The 14,587-nt window shown below is 67.3% G+C and carries 13 protein-coding genes; 8 read left to right on the top strand and 5 right to left on the bottom strand.

What is annotated here, in order from left to right:
• Positions 1-23 precede the first annotated feature (23 nt).
• On the top strand, positions 24-2,279 hold the full coding sequence (locus tag BGP17_RS05060; RefSeq protein WP_286711220.1) for a sensor histidine kinase NtrY-like: 2,256 nt from the start codon (positions 24-26) through the stop codon (positions 2,277-2,279).
• A complete protein-coding gene (ntrX, locus tag BGP17_RS05055) occupies positions 2,276-3,655 on the top strand; it encodes a nitrogen assimilation response regulator NtrX (protein ID WP_167298990.1) in 1,380 nt (459 codons plus the stop codon). Before BGP17_RS05060 ends, ntrX begins: the two co-directional genes overlap by 4 nt.
• A gap of 63 nt (positions 3,656-3,718) precedes the next feature.
• Here ntrX and BGP17_RS05050 read toward each other — a convergent pair whose 3' ends face one another.
• Complete coding sequence (locus tag BGP17_RS05050; protein ID WP_167298989.1) at positions 3,719-4,036, bottom strand: DMT family transporter; 318 nt, start codon at positions 4,034-4,036, stop codon at positions 3,719-3,721.
• Between the two features lie 300 nt (positions 4,037-4,336).
• Here BGP17_RS05050 and hfq point away from each other — a divergent pair, with 300 nt between their 5' ends.
• Both hfq and hflX read left to right on the top strand, forming a co-directional pair.
• Positions 4,337-4,822: an RNA chaperone Hfq gene (gene hfq, locus BGP17_RS05045; protein ID WP_086129801.1), complete on the top strand. Its 486-nt coding sequence runs from the start codon at positions 4,337-4,339 to the stop codon at positions 4,820-4,822.
• A 12-nt stretch (positions 4,823-4,834) separates the two neighbouring features.
• Positions 4,835-6,124 (top strand): GTPase HflX, encoded by a 1,290-nt coding sequence (gene hflX / locus BGP17_RS05040; protein ID WP_286711219.1) that lies wholly within the window; start codon positions 4,835-4,837, stop codon positions 6,122-6,124.
• Between the two features lie 4 nt (positions 6,125-6,128).
• Here the strand turns inward: hflX and BGP17_RS05035 are convergent, their stop codons facing one another.
• From BGP17_RS05035 to BGP17_RS05025, 3 genes are all read right to left on the bottom strand, one after another.
• Complete coding sequence (locus BGP17_RS05035; RefSeq protein WP_286711218.1) at positions 6,129-6,425, bottom strand: YciI family protein; 297 nt, start codon at positions 6,423-6,425, stop codon at positions 6,129-6,131.
• Entirely contained in the window at positions 6,425-7,186 is a 762-nt protein-coding gene (gene mazG / locus BGP17_RS05030; protein ID WP_286711217.1) for a nucleoside triphosphate pyrophosphohydrolase, read from the bottom strand. The genes BGP17_RS05035 and mazG overlap by 1 nt, the downstream gene beginning before the upstream one ends.
• A 96-nt stretch (positions 7,187-7,282) precedes the next feature.
• Positions 7,283-8,164 (bottom strand): metallophosphoesterase, encoded by an 882-nt coding sequence (locus tag BGP17_RS05025; protein ID WP_286711216.1) that lies wholly within the window; start codon positions 8,162-8,164, stop codon positions 7,283-7,285.
• Positions 8,165-8,351: 187 nt separating this feature from the next.
• Here BGP17_RS05025 and BGP17_RS05020 point away from each other — a divergent pair, with 187 nt between their 5' ends.
• From BGP17_RS05020 to BGP17_RS05010, 3 genes are all read left to right on the top strand, one after another.
• The gene (locus BGP17_RS05020; RefSeq protein ID WP_167298984.1) at positions 8,352-8,888 is read left to right on the top strand and encodes an RNA polymerase sigma factor; all 537 of its coding nucleotides are present in this window, start codon (positions 8,352-8,354) and stop codon (positions 8,886-8,888) included.
• On the top strand, positions 8,885-9,832 hold the full coding sequence (locus BGP17_RS05015; RefSeq protein ID WP_286711215.1) for a FecR family protein: 948 nt from the start codon (positions 8,885-8,887) through the stop codon (positions 9,830-9,832). The genes BGP17_RS05020 and BGP17_RS05015 overlap by 4 nt, the downstream gene beginning before the upstream one ends.
• 120 nt (positions 9,833-9,952) lie before the next feature.
• Positions 9,953-12,919, top strand: a complete 2,967-nt coding sequence (locus BGP17_RS05010; protein WP_286711214.1) for a TonB-dependent receptor — start codon at positions 9,953-9,955, stop codon at positions 12,917-12,919.
• Positions 12,920-13,069: 150 nt separating this feature from the next.
• Here BGP17_RS05010 and BGP17_RS05005 read toward each other — a convergent pair whose 3' ends face one another.
• The gene (locus BGP17_RS05005; RefSeq protein WP_167298981.1) at positions 13,070-13,237 is read right to left on the bottom strand and encodes a hypothetical protein; all 168 of its coding nucleotides are present in this window, start codon (positions 13,235-13,237) and stop codon (positions 13,070-13,072) included.
• A 222-nt stretch (positions 13,238-13,459) separates the two neighbouring features.
• On the opposite strand from BGP17_RS05005, the gene BGP17_RS05000 reads away from it, so the two are divergent.
• Entirely contained in the window at positions 13,460-14,584 is a 1,125-nt protein-coding gene (locus BGP17_RS05000; RefSeq protein ID WP_286711213.1) for a zinc-binding dehydrogenase, read from the top strand.
• The last annotated feature ends 3 nt before the right edge of the window (positions 14,585-14,587 follow it).

Genomic DNA, 14,587 nt, shown 5'->3' with positions numbered 1-14,587 from the left:
AATCTCGCTCTAGCTTGCCGGGAATGGATGCCCTCACCGCCGAGCCCCTGATCCAGGCAACGTCGCAGCCGCGGCGGCTGGCGCCTATCCGGATGCTGGAGATGGTGGTGGTGGCGCTGGCCATCGCCACGCCGGTGGCGACATTCCTGTTCGTCCGCAATTTCGCGCACCAGGTGTTCAACCCCGGCGTCGCGGCATCGCTGCTGCTGGCGAACCTGCTGCCCTATGTCGCGCTGATCGTGCTGATCGGCCGGCGGATCGCCATCCACCGCGCCACCAGGTCGGCGCTGGCCGGCGGCGGACGGCTCCATGTCCGCCTCGTCGCGGTGTTCACCCTGATGGCGAGCATTCCGATCGTGCTCACCGTGATCGCGGCTTCGGTGATGTTCCAGTCGGGCGTGCAGCTCTGGGGCTCGGAGCGGGCGCGGGGCGCATTCGACGCGACGACCGATCTTGCCAAGGAAGGCAGGGGCCTGGTCGCCCAGCGCTGGGCGACCGAGGCGCGGACCATGGTCGACGACCTGACCGAGCTCTTCCCGAAGATCCCGGCGAATTCCTCGGCCTTCCAGCGCAAGCTGCTGGAGCAGCTCTATTATCGCTCCTTCGACCAGGCCGTGGTGTTCCGCGTCGTCGATGGGAAGCAGGTCGAGGCGATGTACACCTGGGAGGCTCCCCCGGCGAAGATCTTCGCCGCGCGCGTTTCCGGCCAGGTGCTGAACCTCCTGCGCGACGAGCAGAGCTACACGAATTTCGACGCCGAGAAGCAGTGGGTGGTGACGCCGCTGGATCGGTCGCGGAACATCTTCCTCTACGTCGCCAACAGCGTGAACGTGGGCTTCATGAACCGCCAGAATTCGGGCGCCGACCGGATCGTCGCCGAATTCAACGCGCTCCAGGCGCGTTCCCGCTCGCTCCAGCTCCAGTTCAACGCGGTCCTGTTCGGCGTGGCGCTGCTGATCGTCAGCATCGCGACCTGGATCGCGCTCGCCGTCGCCGATCGCCTGGTCCAGCCGGTCGAGCAGCTCGTCATCGCCGCCCGGCGCGTCGCCGGCGGCGACCTTGCCGCGCGCGTCGACATCCCGCAGACCGGCGACGAGATCAGTACGCTCGGCAACGCCTTCAACGGCATGACCGAACGGCTCGAGCACCAGACCGGCGAGCTGCGAACCGCCAATGCCCAGCTCGAGAGCCGCCGCATGCTGATCGAGGCGGTGATGTCGGGCGTTTCGGCCGGCGTCATCTCGATCGACGCCCAGCGCAAGCTGCGCCTCATCAACGAATCGGCCATCGAGCTGCTCCGCCCGGGCGAGCAGGAGCTTGTCGGCCACCCGCTCCGCGAGCTGGCGCCCGAGCTCGACACGCTGCTCGACAGCGGCGACCGCGAGGCGGTGATCCAGCTCGGCACCGGCGGCGATGCGCGCACGCTCGCGGTGAAGGTCACCAGCGACGAGGCCGGCCGGGTGCTCACCTTCGACGACATCACCCAGCAATTGAACGACCAGCGCCGCGCCGCCTGGTCCGACGTCGCCCGCCGCATCGCGCACGAGATCAAGAACCCGCTCACGCCGATCCAGCTCGCCGCCGAGCGCCTCAAGCGCCGCTACGGCAAGAAGATCGAGCCCGAGGACGGCACCTTCGCCCAGCTGACCGACACGATCGTGCGCCAGGTGGGCGACCTGCGCCGCATGGTCGACGAATTCTCCTCGTTCGCGCGCATGCCCAAGCCGGTGTTCCGCCAGGAGTCCCTGCTCGACATCGCGCGCCAGGCGATGTTCCTCCACGAAGTCGCGCATCCCACGATCCGTTTCGAGATGAACGCGCCCGATCCGGCACCGGGCCTGATCTGCGATCGCCGCCAGATCGGCCAGGCCTTCACCAACATCGTCAAGAACGCCGTCGAGGCGATCGAAGCGCGCGGGGAGGGGGAGGCGCTGCCTCGCGGCGAGATCGTCATGACGATCGACCCGGAGGCGGGGGGCAGGATCGCGCTAACGCTGGCCGACAACGGCATCGGCCTGCCGGTCGAGCGCGATCGGATCGTCGAGCCCTATATGACGACGCGCAGCCGCGGCACCGGCCTTGGCCTCGCGATCGTGAAGAAGATCGTCGAGGAGCATTTCGGCACCATCGCCTTTTCCGACCGCCCGGGCGGCGGCACGCTGGTGACGATCTGCTTCGACACCGATCAGCTCGCCGAGATGGCGAGCACCCCCGAGGGCGAGGGCGGCGAGGAGCCGCGCCCCGCCGTGCTTACGCGTAGTGGAAGTGCCAAATCATGAGCCTCGATATCCTGGTCGTCGACGATGAGCGCGACATCCGTGAACTGGTGGCCGGCGTCCTGGAGGACGAAGGCTATTCGACGCGCGGAGCGGCGGACAGCGATGCGGCGCTGGAGGCGATCGCGGAACGCCGCCCCAGCCTGGTGCTGCTCGACGTATGGCTGCACGGCTCGCGGCTCGATGGGCTCGAGATCCTCGACGAGATCAAGCGCCGCGATCCTTCGATCCCGGTGCTGGTGATTTCCGGGCACGGCAATCTCGACACCGCGGTGGCCGCGATCCGCCGCGGGGCTTCCGATTTCATCGAGAAGCCGTTCGAGGCCGAGCGCCTGCTGTTTCTCGTCGAGCGGGCCACCGAGACCGAGCGGCTCAAGCGCGAAGTCGCCTCGCTGCGCGCCTCGATCGGCCGCGAGGAAGATCTGACCGGCCAGTCGGGCGCGATCAACACCGTCCGCGCCACGCTGAAGCGCGTGGCCTCCACCGGTAGCCGCGTGCTGATCACGGGCAGCGCCGGCACGGGCAAGGAAGTCGCTGCCCGGCTGCTCCACGGCTGGAGCCAGCGCGCCTCCGCCCCGTTCGTCATCGTCAGCGCCGCGCGCATGCAGCCCGAGCGAGTCGAGGAGGAACTGTTCGGCGTGGAGGAGGGCGGGGACCTGGTCCGCACCGGCCTGCTCGAACAGGCGCATGGCGGCACGTTGTTCCTCGACGAGATCGCCGACATGCCGGTGGCCACCCAGGCCCGCATCCTGCGCGTGCTGACCGACCAGAGCTTCACGCGCGTCGGCGGCACGCGCGTGGTCAAGGTCGATGTCCGCGTCGTCTCGGCCACGGCGCGCGACCTGATGCACGAGATAGCGGAGGGCCGCTTCCGCGAGGACCTCTATTACCGCCTGAATGTGGTGCCGGTGTCGATCCCCCCGCTTACCGAACGGCGCGAGGACATTCCCGTCCTGGTCGAGCATTTCGTCGCGCATTATGCCAATGAACGCCGCGTGCCGACGCCGGAGATCGCGCCCGATGCGATGGTAGCGCTGCAGAGCTACGAATGGCCCGGCAATGTCCGCCAGCTGCGCAACGTGGTGGAGCGGACGGTGATTCTGGCGCCGGGCGACCGGATCGGCCGGATCGACCTCGATCTGCTGCCCCCGGAGGTGCTGGGCCGCCCGGCCGACAATGGCGGCGCCATGGGCACCAACGCGATCATGGGCGCCCCCCTCAAAGAGGCACGCGAGAGCTTCGAGCGCGAATATCTCCGCGTCCAGATCCGCCGTTTCTCCGGCAACATCTCGCGAACCGCCAGCTTCATCGGCATGGAGCGCTCGGCGCTCCACCGCAAGCTGAAGCTGCTGGGGATCACCGACAGCCGGGAGGAATGAAGGCCAGGGCCGCTGCTTCCGCCGTCACCCCCGCTCGAGGCCGGGGCGACGGCATGAGGGCCCCTAGGAGGAGGCGAGCTTCATCAGCACCAGCCCGCCCAGGATCATCGCCGCGGCCGCGAGCCGCAGCGCGCCCGCGCTCTCGCCGAGCACCAGCACGCCCAGCGCGAATGCGCCGATCGCACCGATGCCGGTCCAGACCATATAGGCCGTACCCAGCGGCAGGCTGCGCATCGCGAGCGCGAGCAGCCCGAAGCTTCCGAGCATCGCGCCGATCGTCGTCACGCTGGGCCATAGCCGGGTGAAACCGTGCGACTGCTTCATGGCGAACGCCCAGACGATCTCGAGCAGGCCGGCGAAGAACAACAGAATCCAGGCCACGGGCCCTCCTTTCGGACAAGGGCCGGGCCGTCCCGGACTTCTGCCCTCGCAAGGGAGGGGGAGGACGTTGCCTCGCGCCGGACATCTAGGGAGGAAGCGGGCCGCTTGCAATGCGGGATATCGTGCCGCCGCACCGGGGGCGGCCTCTGTCGACTTCGGCGGGGAATGGCCGCAACTTCGCTGGACGATCCGGCCCCCAGGGCATAAAAGGGCGCCGCTGTGCGCCGAACGGGCGTGCGCTCCGACGCCAGAGAACGGCGCCATGCGGGAAACTCCCGCCAAGAATGAGAGTCACGACCGATGGCCGAAAAGCAGACCTCGCTTCAGGATCTCTTCCTCAACTCGCTGCGCCGGTCGAAGACGCCGGTCACGATGTTCCTCGTCAAGGGCGTCAAGCTCCAGGGCATCGTTACCTGGTTCGACAATTTTTCGGTGCTGCTCCGCCGCGACGGCCAGTCGCAGCTCATCTACAAGCACGCGATCTCCACGATCATGCCATCGGGCCCGGTGGACCTTGCCCCGCTTCTCGAAGCGGTGGGAGAATTCCAGTCCAAGAACCCGGTATTGCAGGAGATTTTCCTGAATGCGGTTCGCCGCCAGCAGGAAAATGTCACGATGTTCCTGGTCAATGGCGTGATGCTCCAGGGCCAGATCGCGGCCTTTGACCTGTTCTGCATGCTGCTCCAGCGCGAGGGCATGGCCCAGCTGGTCTACAAGCATGCCGTCTCGACGATCCAGCCGGCGCACCCGCTGAACCTCGCCGAGGAACAGAATAGCGACGACTGAGGCGCGCCCAGCATGACTACCGGTTTCGAGCGCGACCCCGACGAATTCACCCGGGGGGCGCGCGCGGTCGTTGTCTATCCGGACCTCGGCGGCAGCTCGCGCGATGCAGGGGCGCGCCTGGAAGAGACCGCCGGCCTGGCCGCGGCGATCGGGGTCGACGTGGTCGAGCGCGTGCCCCTGCGCATCCGCGCGCCCAAGCCGGGCACCCTGATCGGCTCGGGCCAGGTCGAGGCACTCGCCGAGACGGTGCGCGACAGGGAACTGACGCTGGCCGTGTTCGATGCCAGCCTCACGCCGGTGCAGCAGCGCAACCTCGAGACGGGGCTGGGCTGCAAGGTGATCGACCGCACCGGCCTCATCCTGGAGATCTTCGGCGAGCGCGCGCGCACCGCCGAGGGCCGGCTTCAGGTCGAGCTGGCGCATCTGGATTACCAGGCCGGCCGCCTGGTGCGGAGCTGGACGCACCTCGAGCGGCAGCGCGGCGGCTTCGGCTTTCTCGGCGGCCCGGGCGAAACGCAGATCGAGGCCGATCGCCGGCTGATCCGCGACCGCATGGCGCGCCTGCGTCGCGAGCTGGATTCGGTCAGCCGTACGCGCACGCTCCACCGCGATCGCCGCCAGCGCGCACCCTGGCCGATCATTGCGCTGGTGGGATATACCAACGCCGGAAAGTCGACGCTTTTCAATCGGTTGACTGGAAGTGACGTCATGGCGGAGAATTTGCTCTTCGCCACGCTCGATCCCACGCTCCGTCAGATCTCGCTGCCGGGCATCGACAAGGCGATCCTCTCGGACACGGTCGGTTTCGTCTCCGAACTGCCGACCCAGCTCGTCGCGGCGTTCAAGGCGACGCTGGAAGAGGTCGTCTCCGCCGACCTGCTGATCCATGTCCGCGACATCGCGCATCCGGACAGCGAAGCGCAGAAGGACGATGTCGAGCAGGTGCTGGCGGATATCGGCGTTGCCGAGACCACGCCGCGCTTCGAGGCGTGGAACAAGATCGATCTGCTCGAGGGGGAAGCCCGTGACGACCTGCTCGCCGAGGCGGCGAAGCGCGAGGACGTGATGCCGGTTTCGGCCGTGAGCGGGGAGGGCGTGGACGCGCTGGTCCATGCCGTCGCCGCGCGCCTCACCCAGGGCCATCGCCGCTACACCGTCCATCTCGATCCCGCCGACGGCGCCGCCGCCGCCTGGCTCCATCAGCATGGCGAAGTTCTGGAACAGGGAATGGACGGGGAACGGGCAGTCTACGAGGTGCGGATGGCGCCGCGGGACTATGAGCGGTTCCTGACGCGGGGTTGAGCGATCAACGGTCCCGCGGCAGTTCCCGCACCTCGATAGTGCCGCCACATTCATAGACTGGATTGCCGGCAAGAAAGGCCCTGGCCGCTTCGAGATCCTCTGCCCGGATGCGAAGATAGCCGCCGAGATGTTCGGAAAGCGGTGCCGGCGTACCGGCCTTGCGGAGGCTTTCGCCACCCGCGATCGCGCTCCCGCCATCGAAGCGGCCGCTGGTCCGCAGCCGCTCGAGATAGGATTGCCACATCTCGGGCGTCGGCGCCTCGTCCACGTCATTGTGCATGAGCAGGATATAGTCGCGCATCAGGCTTCCTCGCGCTTGGCCCTTACCCAGAGTTCTTCCTTGGCATCGAGGTCGAGATCCTCGAAGGCATTGCCAGCTTCTGCTTCCATTGCCTTGAAACGCTTTTCGAATTTTCCATTCGCACTGCGTAGCGCGGCCTCGGGGTCCACACCCAGCTTTCGCGCCCAGTTCACCACCGCGAACAGCAGGTCGCCGACTTCCTCCTCGACCTGGGCTGGCGTTGCGGCGGCTTCGACCTCGGCCAGTTCCTCGTCGATCTTGGCGCGGGCGCCGCTGGGATCGGGCCAGTCGAACCCGGTGCGGGCGGCGCGTTTCTGGAGCTTGTCGGCGCGAAGCAGGGCGGGAAGGCCGATCGCCACGCCGTCGAGCGCGCTCGCATGCCCCTTCGCACCGCGCTCCGACGCCTTGATCTGCTCCCAGAGGTGATGGCCGCCCTCGGCGGCGCCCAGGAAAATGTGCGGGTGGCGGCGCTCCATCTTGTCGCTGATCGCATCGGCGACGTCGGCCAGCGCGAAATCGCCGGCTTCCTCGGCCATGCGGCTGTGGAAGATCACCTGGAGCAGCAGGTCGCCGAGCTCGTCCTTGAAGTCGGCCATGTCGCCGCGCTCGATCGCGTCGGCAACCTCATAGGCTTCCTCGATCGTATAGGGCGCGATCGTCGCAAAGGTCTGTACGGTATCCCATTCGCAACCGCTTGCGGGGTCGCGCAGCCGCGCCATGATGGCGACGAGGCGGTCGATGGCGGTGGCGGGTGCGGTCAAGGCTGGGACTCCGGAGGATGCGGCGGCGACCCTAGGAAGCCATCCATATGAAGGAAAGCCCCGTCGGCCCGGCGATGCGCGCCGGATGCCGCAAGCTCAATCCGGGCGAAGCCTGAGCACCAGATCGCCTTGTCGCCCGGTGCCGCGCAGTTCGACGCGATCGGCGAAGAAGTCGAGCCGGGCGTAGCTCGTCTCGCTCGTGTCGAGCATCGCCTTCATGTTCACATAATGGATGCCGGCCCGCTCGCCATAATTGCCGTCATGGTTATGCCCGTCGAGCCAGATCTTGGCGGAGGGGTGGCGCTCGAGCAGGGCCGTCACCGCTGGAGCGTTCCACAGATTATGGGGATTTTCCGGCCAGACGGGGAAGTGGCTGAACAGCATGACCTTGAGCTTGCGCCTGTCCGCCCGCGTCAGTTCGCTGTCGATCCAGGCCAGCTGCTCGCCGCCGATGCCGCCGTCCCATAGCGGCTTGTCGGGATAGAGCGCGGCATGCGCGGCCATGCTCCTCTTGTGCTCCGGACTGCCGGCCGGCCAGGCGTAGCTGCTCAGGTCGTTGCCGTCGGTCACCAGGAACAGCCAGCCTTGCCGCTCGAAGCTGTAATAGCGCCGGGGCATGCCGAGCTTGGCCGGCACCTGGGGCTTATGGGCATCGTCGATCGCGAACTCGTGATTGCCCAGCACGAAATGCACCGGATGCCGCAGCCGCCGCGCGATCGGCAGCATCGCGTCATAGCTGGCCCAGTCCTTGTCGATGAAATCGCCGAGATGGACGACGAAGGCGAGCCGCTGGCGATTGAAATCCGCCACCGCGGTCGCGAGCTTGCGGGGCGCCGTGTGGTACATGCGCTGGCCGTTATCGGGGGCGTCGGCATATTGCGCGTCCGCGATCGCGCCGATGCTGAAGGTCGGCTTCTCCCCCCGTGGCGCGGGCGCCGCGCCCAGTGCCGCCAGTGCCAGCATGGCCGTCCACCGCATCGCTTCATTCCCTCCGGCTCGATTCGCAGCGGCTTAGGCGCGCCAGGTTGCAGTTTTAAGCAGCCGGAGCGGTCCCGGCTGTCATGCGCGCTTCATGGAGTGGGCCTAGCCCTCGCAGGGGCAGGGTGATTCCCCTGGGGAGGAGCGGCATGACGGGGCGGGCAGGGCCTGGCGGGGAGGCGGCGCGATGAACGAACTGACCGCCATCGTCGCGCGCCGCCATGCGGCGGCCGAGGAAGTAGCGCTGCGCGCCGCGCTCCAGCGCTTCGTCGAGGGCCGGCTGCGCGATCGGGACGAGGGCGAGGATATCGTCCAGGAAACCTATGTCCGCCTCTATGACTATCGCCGCACGCGCGGCGTCGCCGATGTCGGCGCCTTCTGCTTCGCGGTGGCGCGCAACCTGGTCTTCGATCATTTCCGGCGTCGCCGCGCGATGCCGGAGGCCGCCGAACTGGCCGAGGACATCGCCTGCCCCCTGCCGCGGGCCGAGGAAGTCCTGGATTATCGCCAGCGCGTGGAAATCCTGGTCGCGGCACTCAAGGTGATGCCGCCGCTGCGCCGCGAGGTGTTCCTGCGCCGCCGGCTCGACGGCGTGGCCTGCGCCATCATCGCCGCCGACCTCGAGATGAGCCTCGCCGCGGTGGAGAAGCATTGCACCCGCGCGGTCGCCGATCTGCGCGCGGCGCTCGAACGGCGCGGCTTGCCGGCAGGGGCTGCCCGGTGAGCCGGCGCGCGGTTCTGCGGGATGCCGCCCATTGGGCGATGCGCGAGGACGAGGCGGTGCTCGGCGAAGCGCCGCCCGCCGCGGCGGGCGATATCCAGGCGATGCTCGACGATCCGGCGCTCGCCGATGCGATGGGCCAGCTCCCGCGGCTCTCGGACGGGGACGTCCAGGCCATGCGCGCCAATCGCCGCCGCGCGATCGGTACCGGCGGCGCGCTGGCGTTGGTCGCCGCGTTCGGCATCGGCGGCTGGCAGGCCGGCTGGTACCGCGCCGCCGCGCCGGCGCCGATCCATTACGAGACGGCGCGGGGCCAGCAGCTCGATGTCGCGCTCGCCGACGGCTCGAAACTCCACCTCAACGGCGCGACCAGCCTCGACGTGACGCTCGGCGCGGATCGCCGCACGGTGACGATGCAGCGCGGCGAAGCCTATTTCGACATCGCCCATCGGCCCGATCAGCCCTTCACCGTGCATGCCGAGGGATCGGCGACGCGGGTACTCGGCACTGCGTTCGACATCGATATCGCAAGCGGCGGCGTTCGCATCGCGGTCTATCGCGGCAAGGTGCGCTTCGGTGGTGACGGCGCCGACAGACATGCGGTGATCGTCGAAGCCGGCTGGCGCAGCCGCTTCGCCGGCGGTCAGGCGCGCGCGCCGACGCGCTTCGATGCGACGCAACAGGATTGGCGCCAGGGCTGGCTGGACATCGACAATATGCGGCTCGGCGAGCTGGTCGATGCGCTCAATCGCCGCGGTGGCTCGCGCATCGTCCCGCCGCCCAAGTCGCTCGCATCGATCGCGGTTGCCGGGCGGTTTCGCCTTGATAATCCACGGCAATTACTTGGCGCCATGGGCGCTGCCTATGATTTTCAGGTCGTTCGCAAGGGGGATGAACTGCACCTGGTTCCCACCCGTGAAGGTGTCACGCCGTCGTCAGATCGATGACATTGCGCTGCAATAAAATTCTTTTGTCCGGAAGCTGATCGACCCCCGTCTTCCTCCCCGGAGGCGCACATCGCGCCCGAGCGGAGGAACATAATGGATCGCACTAGGGGAATTTCACTCATGGCAGTGGCAATCATGCTCGCCATGCCGGCCATGGCCCAGGCACGCAGCGCCGAAGTTTCGATGCACGTGCAGATGCGCTTCGACATCGGCGCGTCGGACCTGCGCAGCGCCATTTCGCAGTTCTCGCAGGCCACCGGCGTGCAGGTGGTGGTCGCGCCGAACGTGGTCGCCGGCCGCCGCACCGGCGGGGTGCGGGGTGCGCTCACCGTGCGCGCGGCGCTTGATCAGCTGCTGCGCGGCACCAACCTGATCGCCTCGATGCGCGGCGGCGTTGTGGTGCTTACGCCGGCGCGGGCCGTGGCCGCGCCGCGCCGCGCTGTTCATGCCGGTGCCGCCAAGCCGGTCGCGCAAGCCGCTGCGCAGGCCGAGCCCGAGGCGCCGCGCGTCCAGGAAGAGTCCGAGATCGTCGTTTCCGGCTATCGCGAGAGCCTTACCGCGGCGCAGCAGCTGAAGCGCAAGGCCGTCGGCGCCGAGGACAATATCGTCGCCTCCGATATCGCCGCCTTTCCCGACCTGAATCTCGCCGAGGCGCTGCAGCGCATCCCCGGCATCACCATCACCCGCGACACCGGCGAGGGCCGGCAGATCGCGCTTCGCGGCCTGGGCGCGGATTTCACCCGCACCCAGCTGAACGGCATGGAAGTGATGGGCAACACCGCCTCGGGCATGGACAATCGCGGCGCGGTCAGCCGTTCGCGCTCGTTCGACTACAGCCTGTTCGCGTCCGAACTGTTCAACCGCGTCGCGGTGCAGAAGTCGTTCGCGGCGGAGCAGGACGAGGGCGGTATCGCCGGCACCGTGCAACTCTACAGCGCCAAGCCGTTCGACTATGCCGGTTCGAAGTTCGTCGTCTCCGCCAAGGGCCAGACGAACACCAACACCAGCGGAGTCACCCCGCGCGTCGTCGGCCTGGCCTCGACTCGCTCCGGCGATTTCGGTGCGCTGGTCTCGGTCGCCTATAGCCAGATCAAGAGCAACGAATATGGCTATCGCAACTGGGGCTGGGGCCTGACCAAATATGGCGCCGCCAATATCGGCCCCGAGATCGACGCGGCGACCCGTGCAAAGCTGCTCGCCGGCGTGTATCAGCCGACCGCCCAGTCGCCCTCGACCTGGTATACCGATCGCCGCCGGCTCGGGATCACCTCGTCGGTCCAGTATCATCCGGGCGACGATTTCAAGCTCGACGTCGACTTCCTCTATGGCCGCCTGTGGGACTATCGCGACGATTATGCGCTGGCCACTGCGGGCAGCAACCCGCTGACCGGCGCCAGCGTCGGCGGCACGCAGGTGATCCGCAGCGCGGTGATCGACGACACCAATACGCTGCGTGCCGCGAGCTATACGGGCATCGACCTGCGCTCCGAGCATCACATCGTCAAGAACCACACCGATTTCTATCAGGGCGTCGCCAATCTGAGCTGGAAGATCGGCGATCGGCTGACCATCCATGCGCTGGGCGGCTATGAACAGTCGGACTTCGCCCAGCCGGTGTTCGACAAGGTGTTCATGGAGGCGAAGCAGACGCCGTTCAGCTACGACACCCGGCCGCGCATCCCGGTCAACACCTATGGCATCGACCTGAAGAACCCCGATCTCTGGACCGTCCAGCGCCTGGACGTGCAGGAGAATGCGATCACCAACCGCTATCTCAACGGCAAGCTGGATGCCGCCTACGACCTGGGCGGCGGCCTGACCTTCAAGGCCGGCGGCGCCTACAAGAAGTTCACCAATACGGGCTATACCTGGGCCAACAAGGTGTTCCACAACGTGCCGGCGAACATCCCCGTGCCGAACGGCATGAAACAGCTCGTCGGGCCCGACACGCTGCTGCAGTACATCGTCGGCAATGTCGACGCGATCTATGCCTATGTCGGCGACAAGCGCGACCTGACCGCCGCCAATCTGCAGGCGGGCAGCGACTATCGGGTCGACGAGAAGACCTGGAACGGGTTCGCCCAGTTCGACCTGGATACCCATGTCGGCGACATGCGCCTGCGCGCCAATGCGGGCCTTCGCTACTTCTCGACCGATCTGACCTCGTCGGGGCATCTTGCCACCGGCTCCGGCTTCGTGCCGGTCTCGATCGAGACCAACAGCAATGGCTGGCTGCCCGCCGCCAATGTCGCGCTCGACGTGACCAGGAACCTGGTGGTGCGCGTCAGCGCCAGCCGCAACGTCAACCGTCCGGGCCTGGGGGATCTGGCTGCGGCCGGCTCGATCACCACGCGCCCGAACGGCGGCAGCCTCAGCCTCGGCAACCCGTTCCTCAAGCCCTACAAGGCCACTTCGGTCGAGGGCTCGATCGAATGGTATATGGACCGCACCGGCTTCGCCTCGGTCGGCTTCTTCTACAAGAACATGGACAGCTTCATCTCGCCGTCCACGGTCACCATCCCCTATGGCCAGACCGGCCTGCCGCTGTCGCTGCTGATCCAGGGCCAGGATGCCAGCACCCCCTATGACGTGAGCCAGCCCATCAACGGCCCCGGCGCGGACATCAAGGGCATCGAAGTGGCGTTCCAGCACGACTTCACCTTCCTGCCGGGCGCGCTCAAGCATCTCGGCATGGTCGTCAACGGCACCTGGTTCGACGGGCACCTGCAGGGCAAGGTCGGCAACACCTTTGTCCGCCTGCCGCTGTTCAACCTGTCGAAATGGGCGGCGAACGCGACGCTCTACTATGAGGACAAGGACTGGGGCGTGCGCGTGTCCGACGCCTATCGGAGCAAATACTATACCGGCCTGGGCACGGTGGGGAATGTCGGCGACTATATCGCCGCCACGCACAACATCGATTTCCAGGCGCATGTGAACCTGATGAAGGGCGTCCGCCTGATCGCCGAGGGGATCAACCTCACCAACGAGCCGATCGAGCAGTTTGCCGGCGGCCCGATCGCGCGCCGGGTGGTCTACACCACCAGCGGCCGCACCTTCACTCTTGGCGTCAGCGCCGAGTTCTGATGCGCGAAAACCTCCGCCCCGGCACGCGCCGGGGCGGATCTTCGCTGATCGGGCACGGGCGCGGATCGACGAAGGCCAGGGTGGTGGCGCGAAGGGGCGCGGGCCCGATTCGGGAAGGTGGAAGCCGCGCGATGCAGCCGCCGCGAACGTTCAGTCGAGCACGACCTTGTCGGCGTGGCGGGGTTTGAAGCCACGCGCGCGGCGCTCATATTCCTGCGCCATGCCCATATGCGCGCGGAAGCTGGCCATTCCCTTGGCTTTCATCGCTGCATCACGCTCCTCATCGGCGCGCTGCGCGAAATATTTGCTGTCGGTCATAACCTCTCCGGCTCCAACCTATTCGGAAGTAAGCGATCGGGGGGCATGTCCCATTCCGTAGAAACCCTTAGTCGCAGCCGATCCGTACCGTTTGGGGGCGACCGGAGGGGAAAGGGCGTTCACCCCCCCATCGAGCGGCTTTCGATCCTTCCTGCAGTCCTTCTTGCAGTCGCCGGGCTCCGCACCATCTCTGTCGCTTCACCAATCCAGGCGGAGAGAGACATGACATTTGCCGGGCGCGAGCTGCATTCGAAAATCGCCGAGGACGGCACGCTCTCCCTGTCGCTGCTCGATGTCGAGATCGGCGAGCCGGCCGATGACGAGATCGTCGTCCGCATCGAAGCGACACCGATCAACCCCAGCGACCTGGGGCTGTTGCTCGGCCCCGCCGATCTGGCGACGTTGCGGGAAACCGGCGGCGATCGCCCCGGACTCGCCTTCACCGTGCCTGGCGCGCGGCTTGGAAGCGTGCGGGGAAGGGTGGGGCAGTCGATGCCGGTCGGCAATGAAGGCGCCGGTATCGTCGTCGCCGCCGGCAAGGACGCCGCGGCACTCGAAGGCAAGCGCGTCGGGATGGTGGGTGGCGCGATGTATGCCGACTATCGCCGGATCAAGGCGCGGGACGTGATTCCGCTGCCGGAAGGCGCGACTTCCGCCGATGGCGCCTCGATGTTCGTGAACCCGCTCACGGCCCTGGGTTTCGTCGAGACGGCACGGCGCGAGGGGCATGCGGCGATCGTGCATACCGCCGCCGCCTCGAATCTCGGCCAGATGCTCCAGAAGATCTGCCTCGCCGACGGCATTTCGCTCGTCAACATCGTCCGATCCGACGAGCAGGCCGACATATTGCGCGCGATCGGGGCGACCTATGTCCTCAACAGCAAGGATGCCGATTTCCCGGCCCGGCTCACCGATGCGGTGGCGGAAACCGGCGCCACCATCGCCTTCGACGCGATCGGCGGCGGCACGCTCGGCAGCGAGATCGTCCAGGCCATGGAGCGTGCGGCCGTCCGGCGCATGAGCGCGTATAATCGCTATGGATCGGAGGTCTTCAAGCAGCTCTACATCTATGGCGCGCTCGACCTGTCGCCGACCACGCTCAACCGGTTGGCCTTCGGCTTCCAGTGGAGCGTTTCCGGCTGGCTGCTCTTCCCGTTCCTGCGCAAGGCGGGCGCGGAAGCGGCGGACCGGATGCGCAGGCGCGTGGCGGACGAGCTGACGACGACCTTCGCGAGCCATTACACACGGGTCATCGGCCTGGCCGAGGCGCTCGATCCGGAGGTTCTCCGGAGCTATGAGCGCAAGGCGACGGGCGAGAAGTTCCTGATCGACCCGACGAGAGGCTGAGGG

The sequence above is a fragment of the Sphingomonas sp. 67-41 genome, assembly GCF_001899725.1.
GTDB lineage: Bacteria > Pseudomonadota > Alphaproteobacteria > Sphingomonadales > Sphingomonadaceae > Sphingomonas > Sphingomonas leidyi.
This window is presented reverse-complemented; position numbering and strand designations above follow the sequence as displayed.

Coding starts and splice junctions, on each gene's coding strand:
- BGP17_RS05060 (WP_286711220.1), top strand. CDS start 24: ATGGATGCCCTCACCGCCGAGCCCCTGATCCAGGCAACGTCGCAGCCG.
- ntrX (WP_167298990.1), top strand. CDS start 2,276: ATGAGCCTCGATATCCTGGTCGTCGACGATGAGCGCGACATCCGTGAA.
- hfq (WP_086129801.1), top strand. CDS start 4,337: ATGGCCGAAAAGCAGACCTCGCTTCAGGATCTCTTCCTCAACTCGCTG.
- hflX (WP_286711219.1), top strand. CDS start 4,835: ATGACTACCGGTTTCGAGCGCGACCCCGACGAATTCACCCGGGGGGCG.
- BGP17_RS05035 (WP_286711218.1), bottom strand. CDS start 6,425: ATGCGCGACTATATCCTGCTCATGCACAATGACGTGGACGAGGCGCCG.
- BGP17_RS05025 (WP_286711216.1), bottom strand. CDS start 8,164: ATGCGGTGGACGGCCATGCTGGCACTGGCGGCACTGGGCGCGGCGCCC.
- BGP17_RS05020 (WP_167298984.1), top strand. CDS start 8,352: ATGAACGAACTGACCGCCATCGTCGCGCGCCGCCATGCGGCGGCCGAG.
- BGP17_RS05010 (WP_286711214.1), top strand. CDS start 9,953: ATGGCAGTGGCAATCATGCTCGCCATGCCGGCCATGGCCCAGGCACGC.
- BGP17_RS05005 (WP_167298981.1), bottom strand. CDS start 13,237: ATGACCGACAGCAAATATTTCGCGCAGCGCGCCGATGAGGAGCGTGAT.
- BGP17_RS05000 (WP_286711213.1), top strand. CDS start 13,460: ATGACATTTGCCGGGCGCGAGCTGCATTCGAAAATCGCCGAGGACGGC.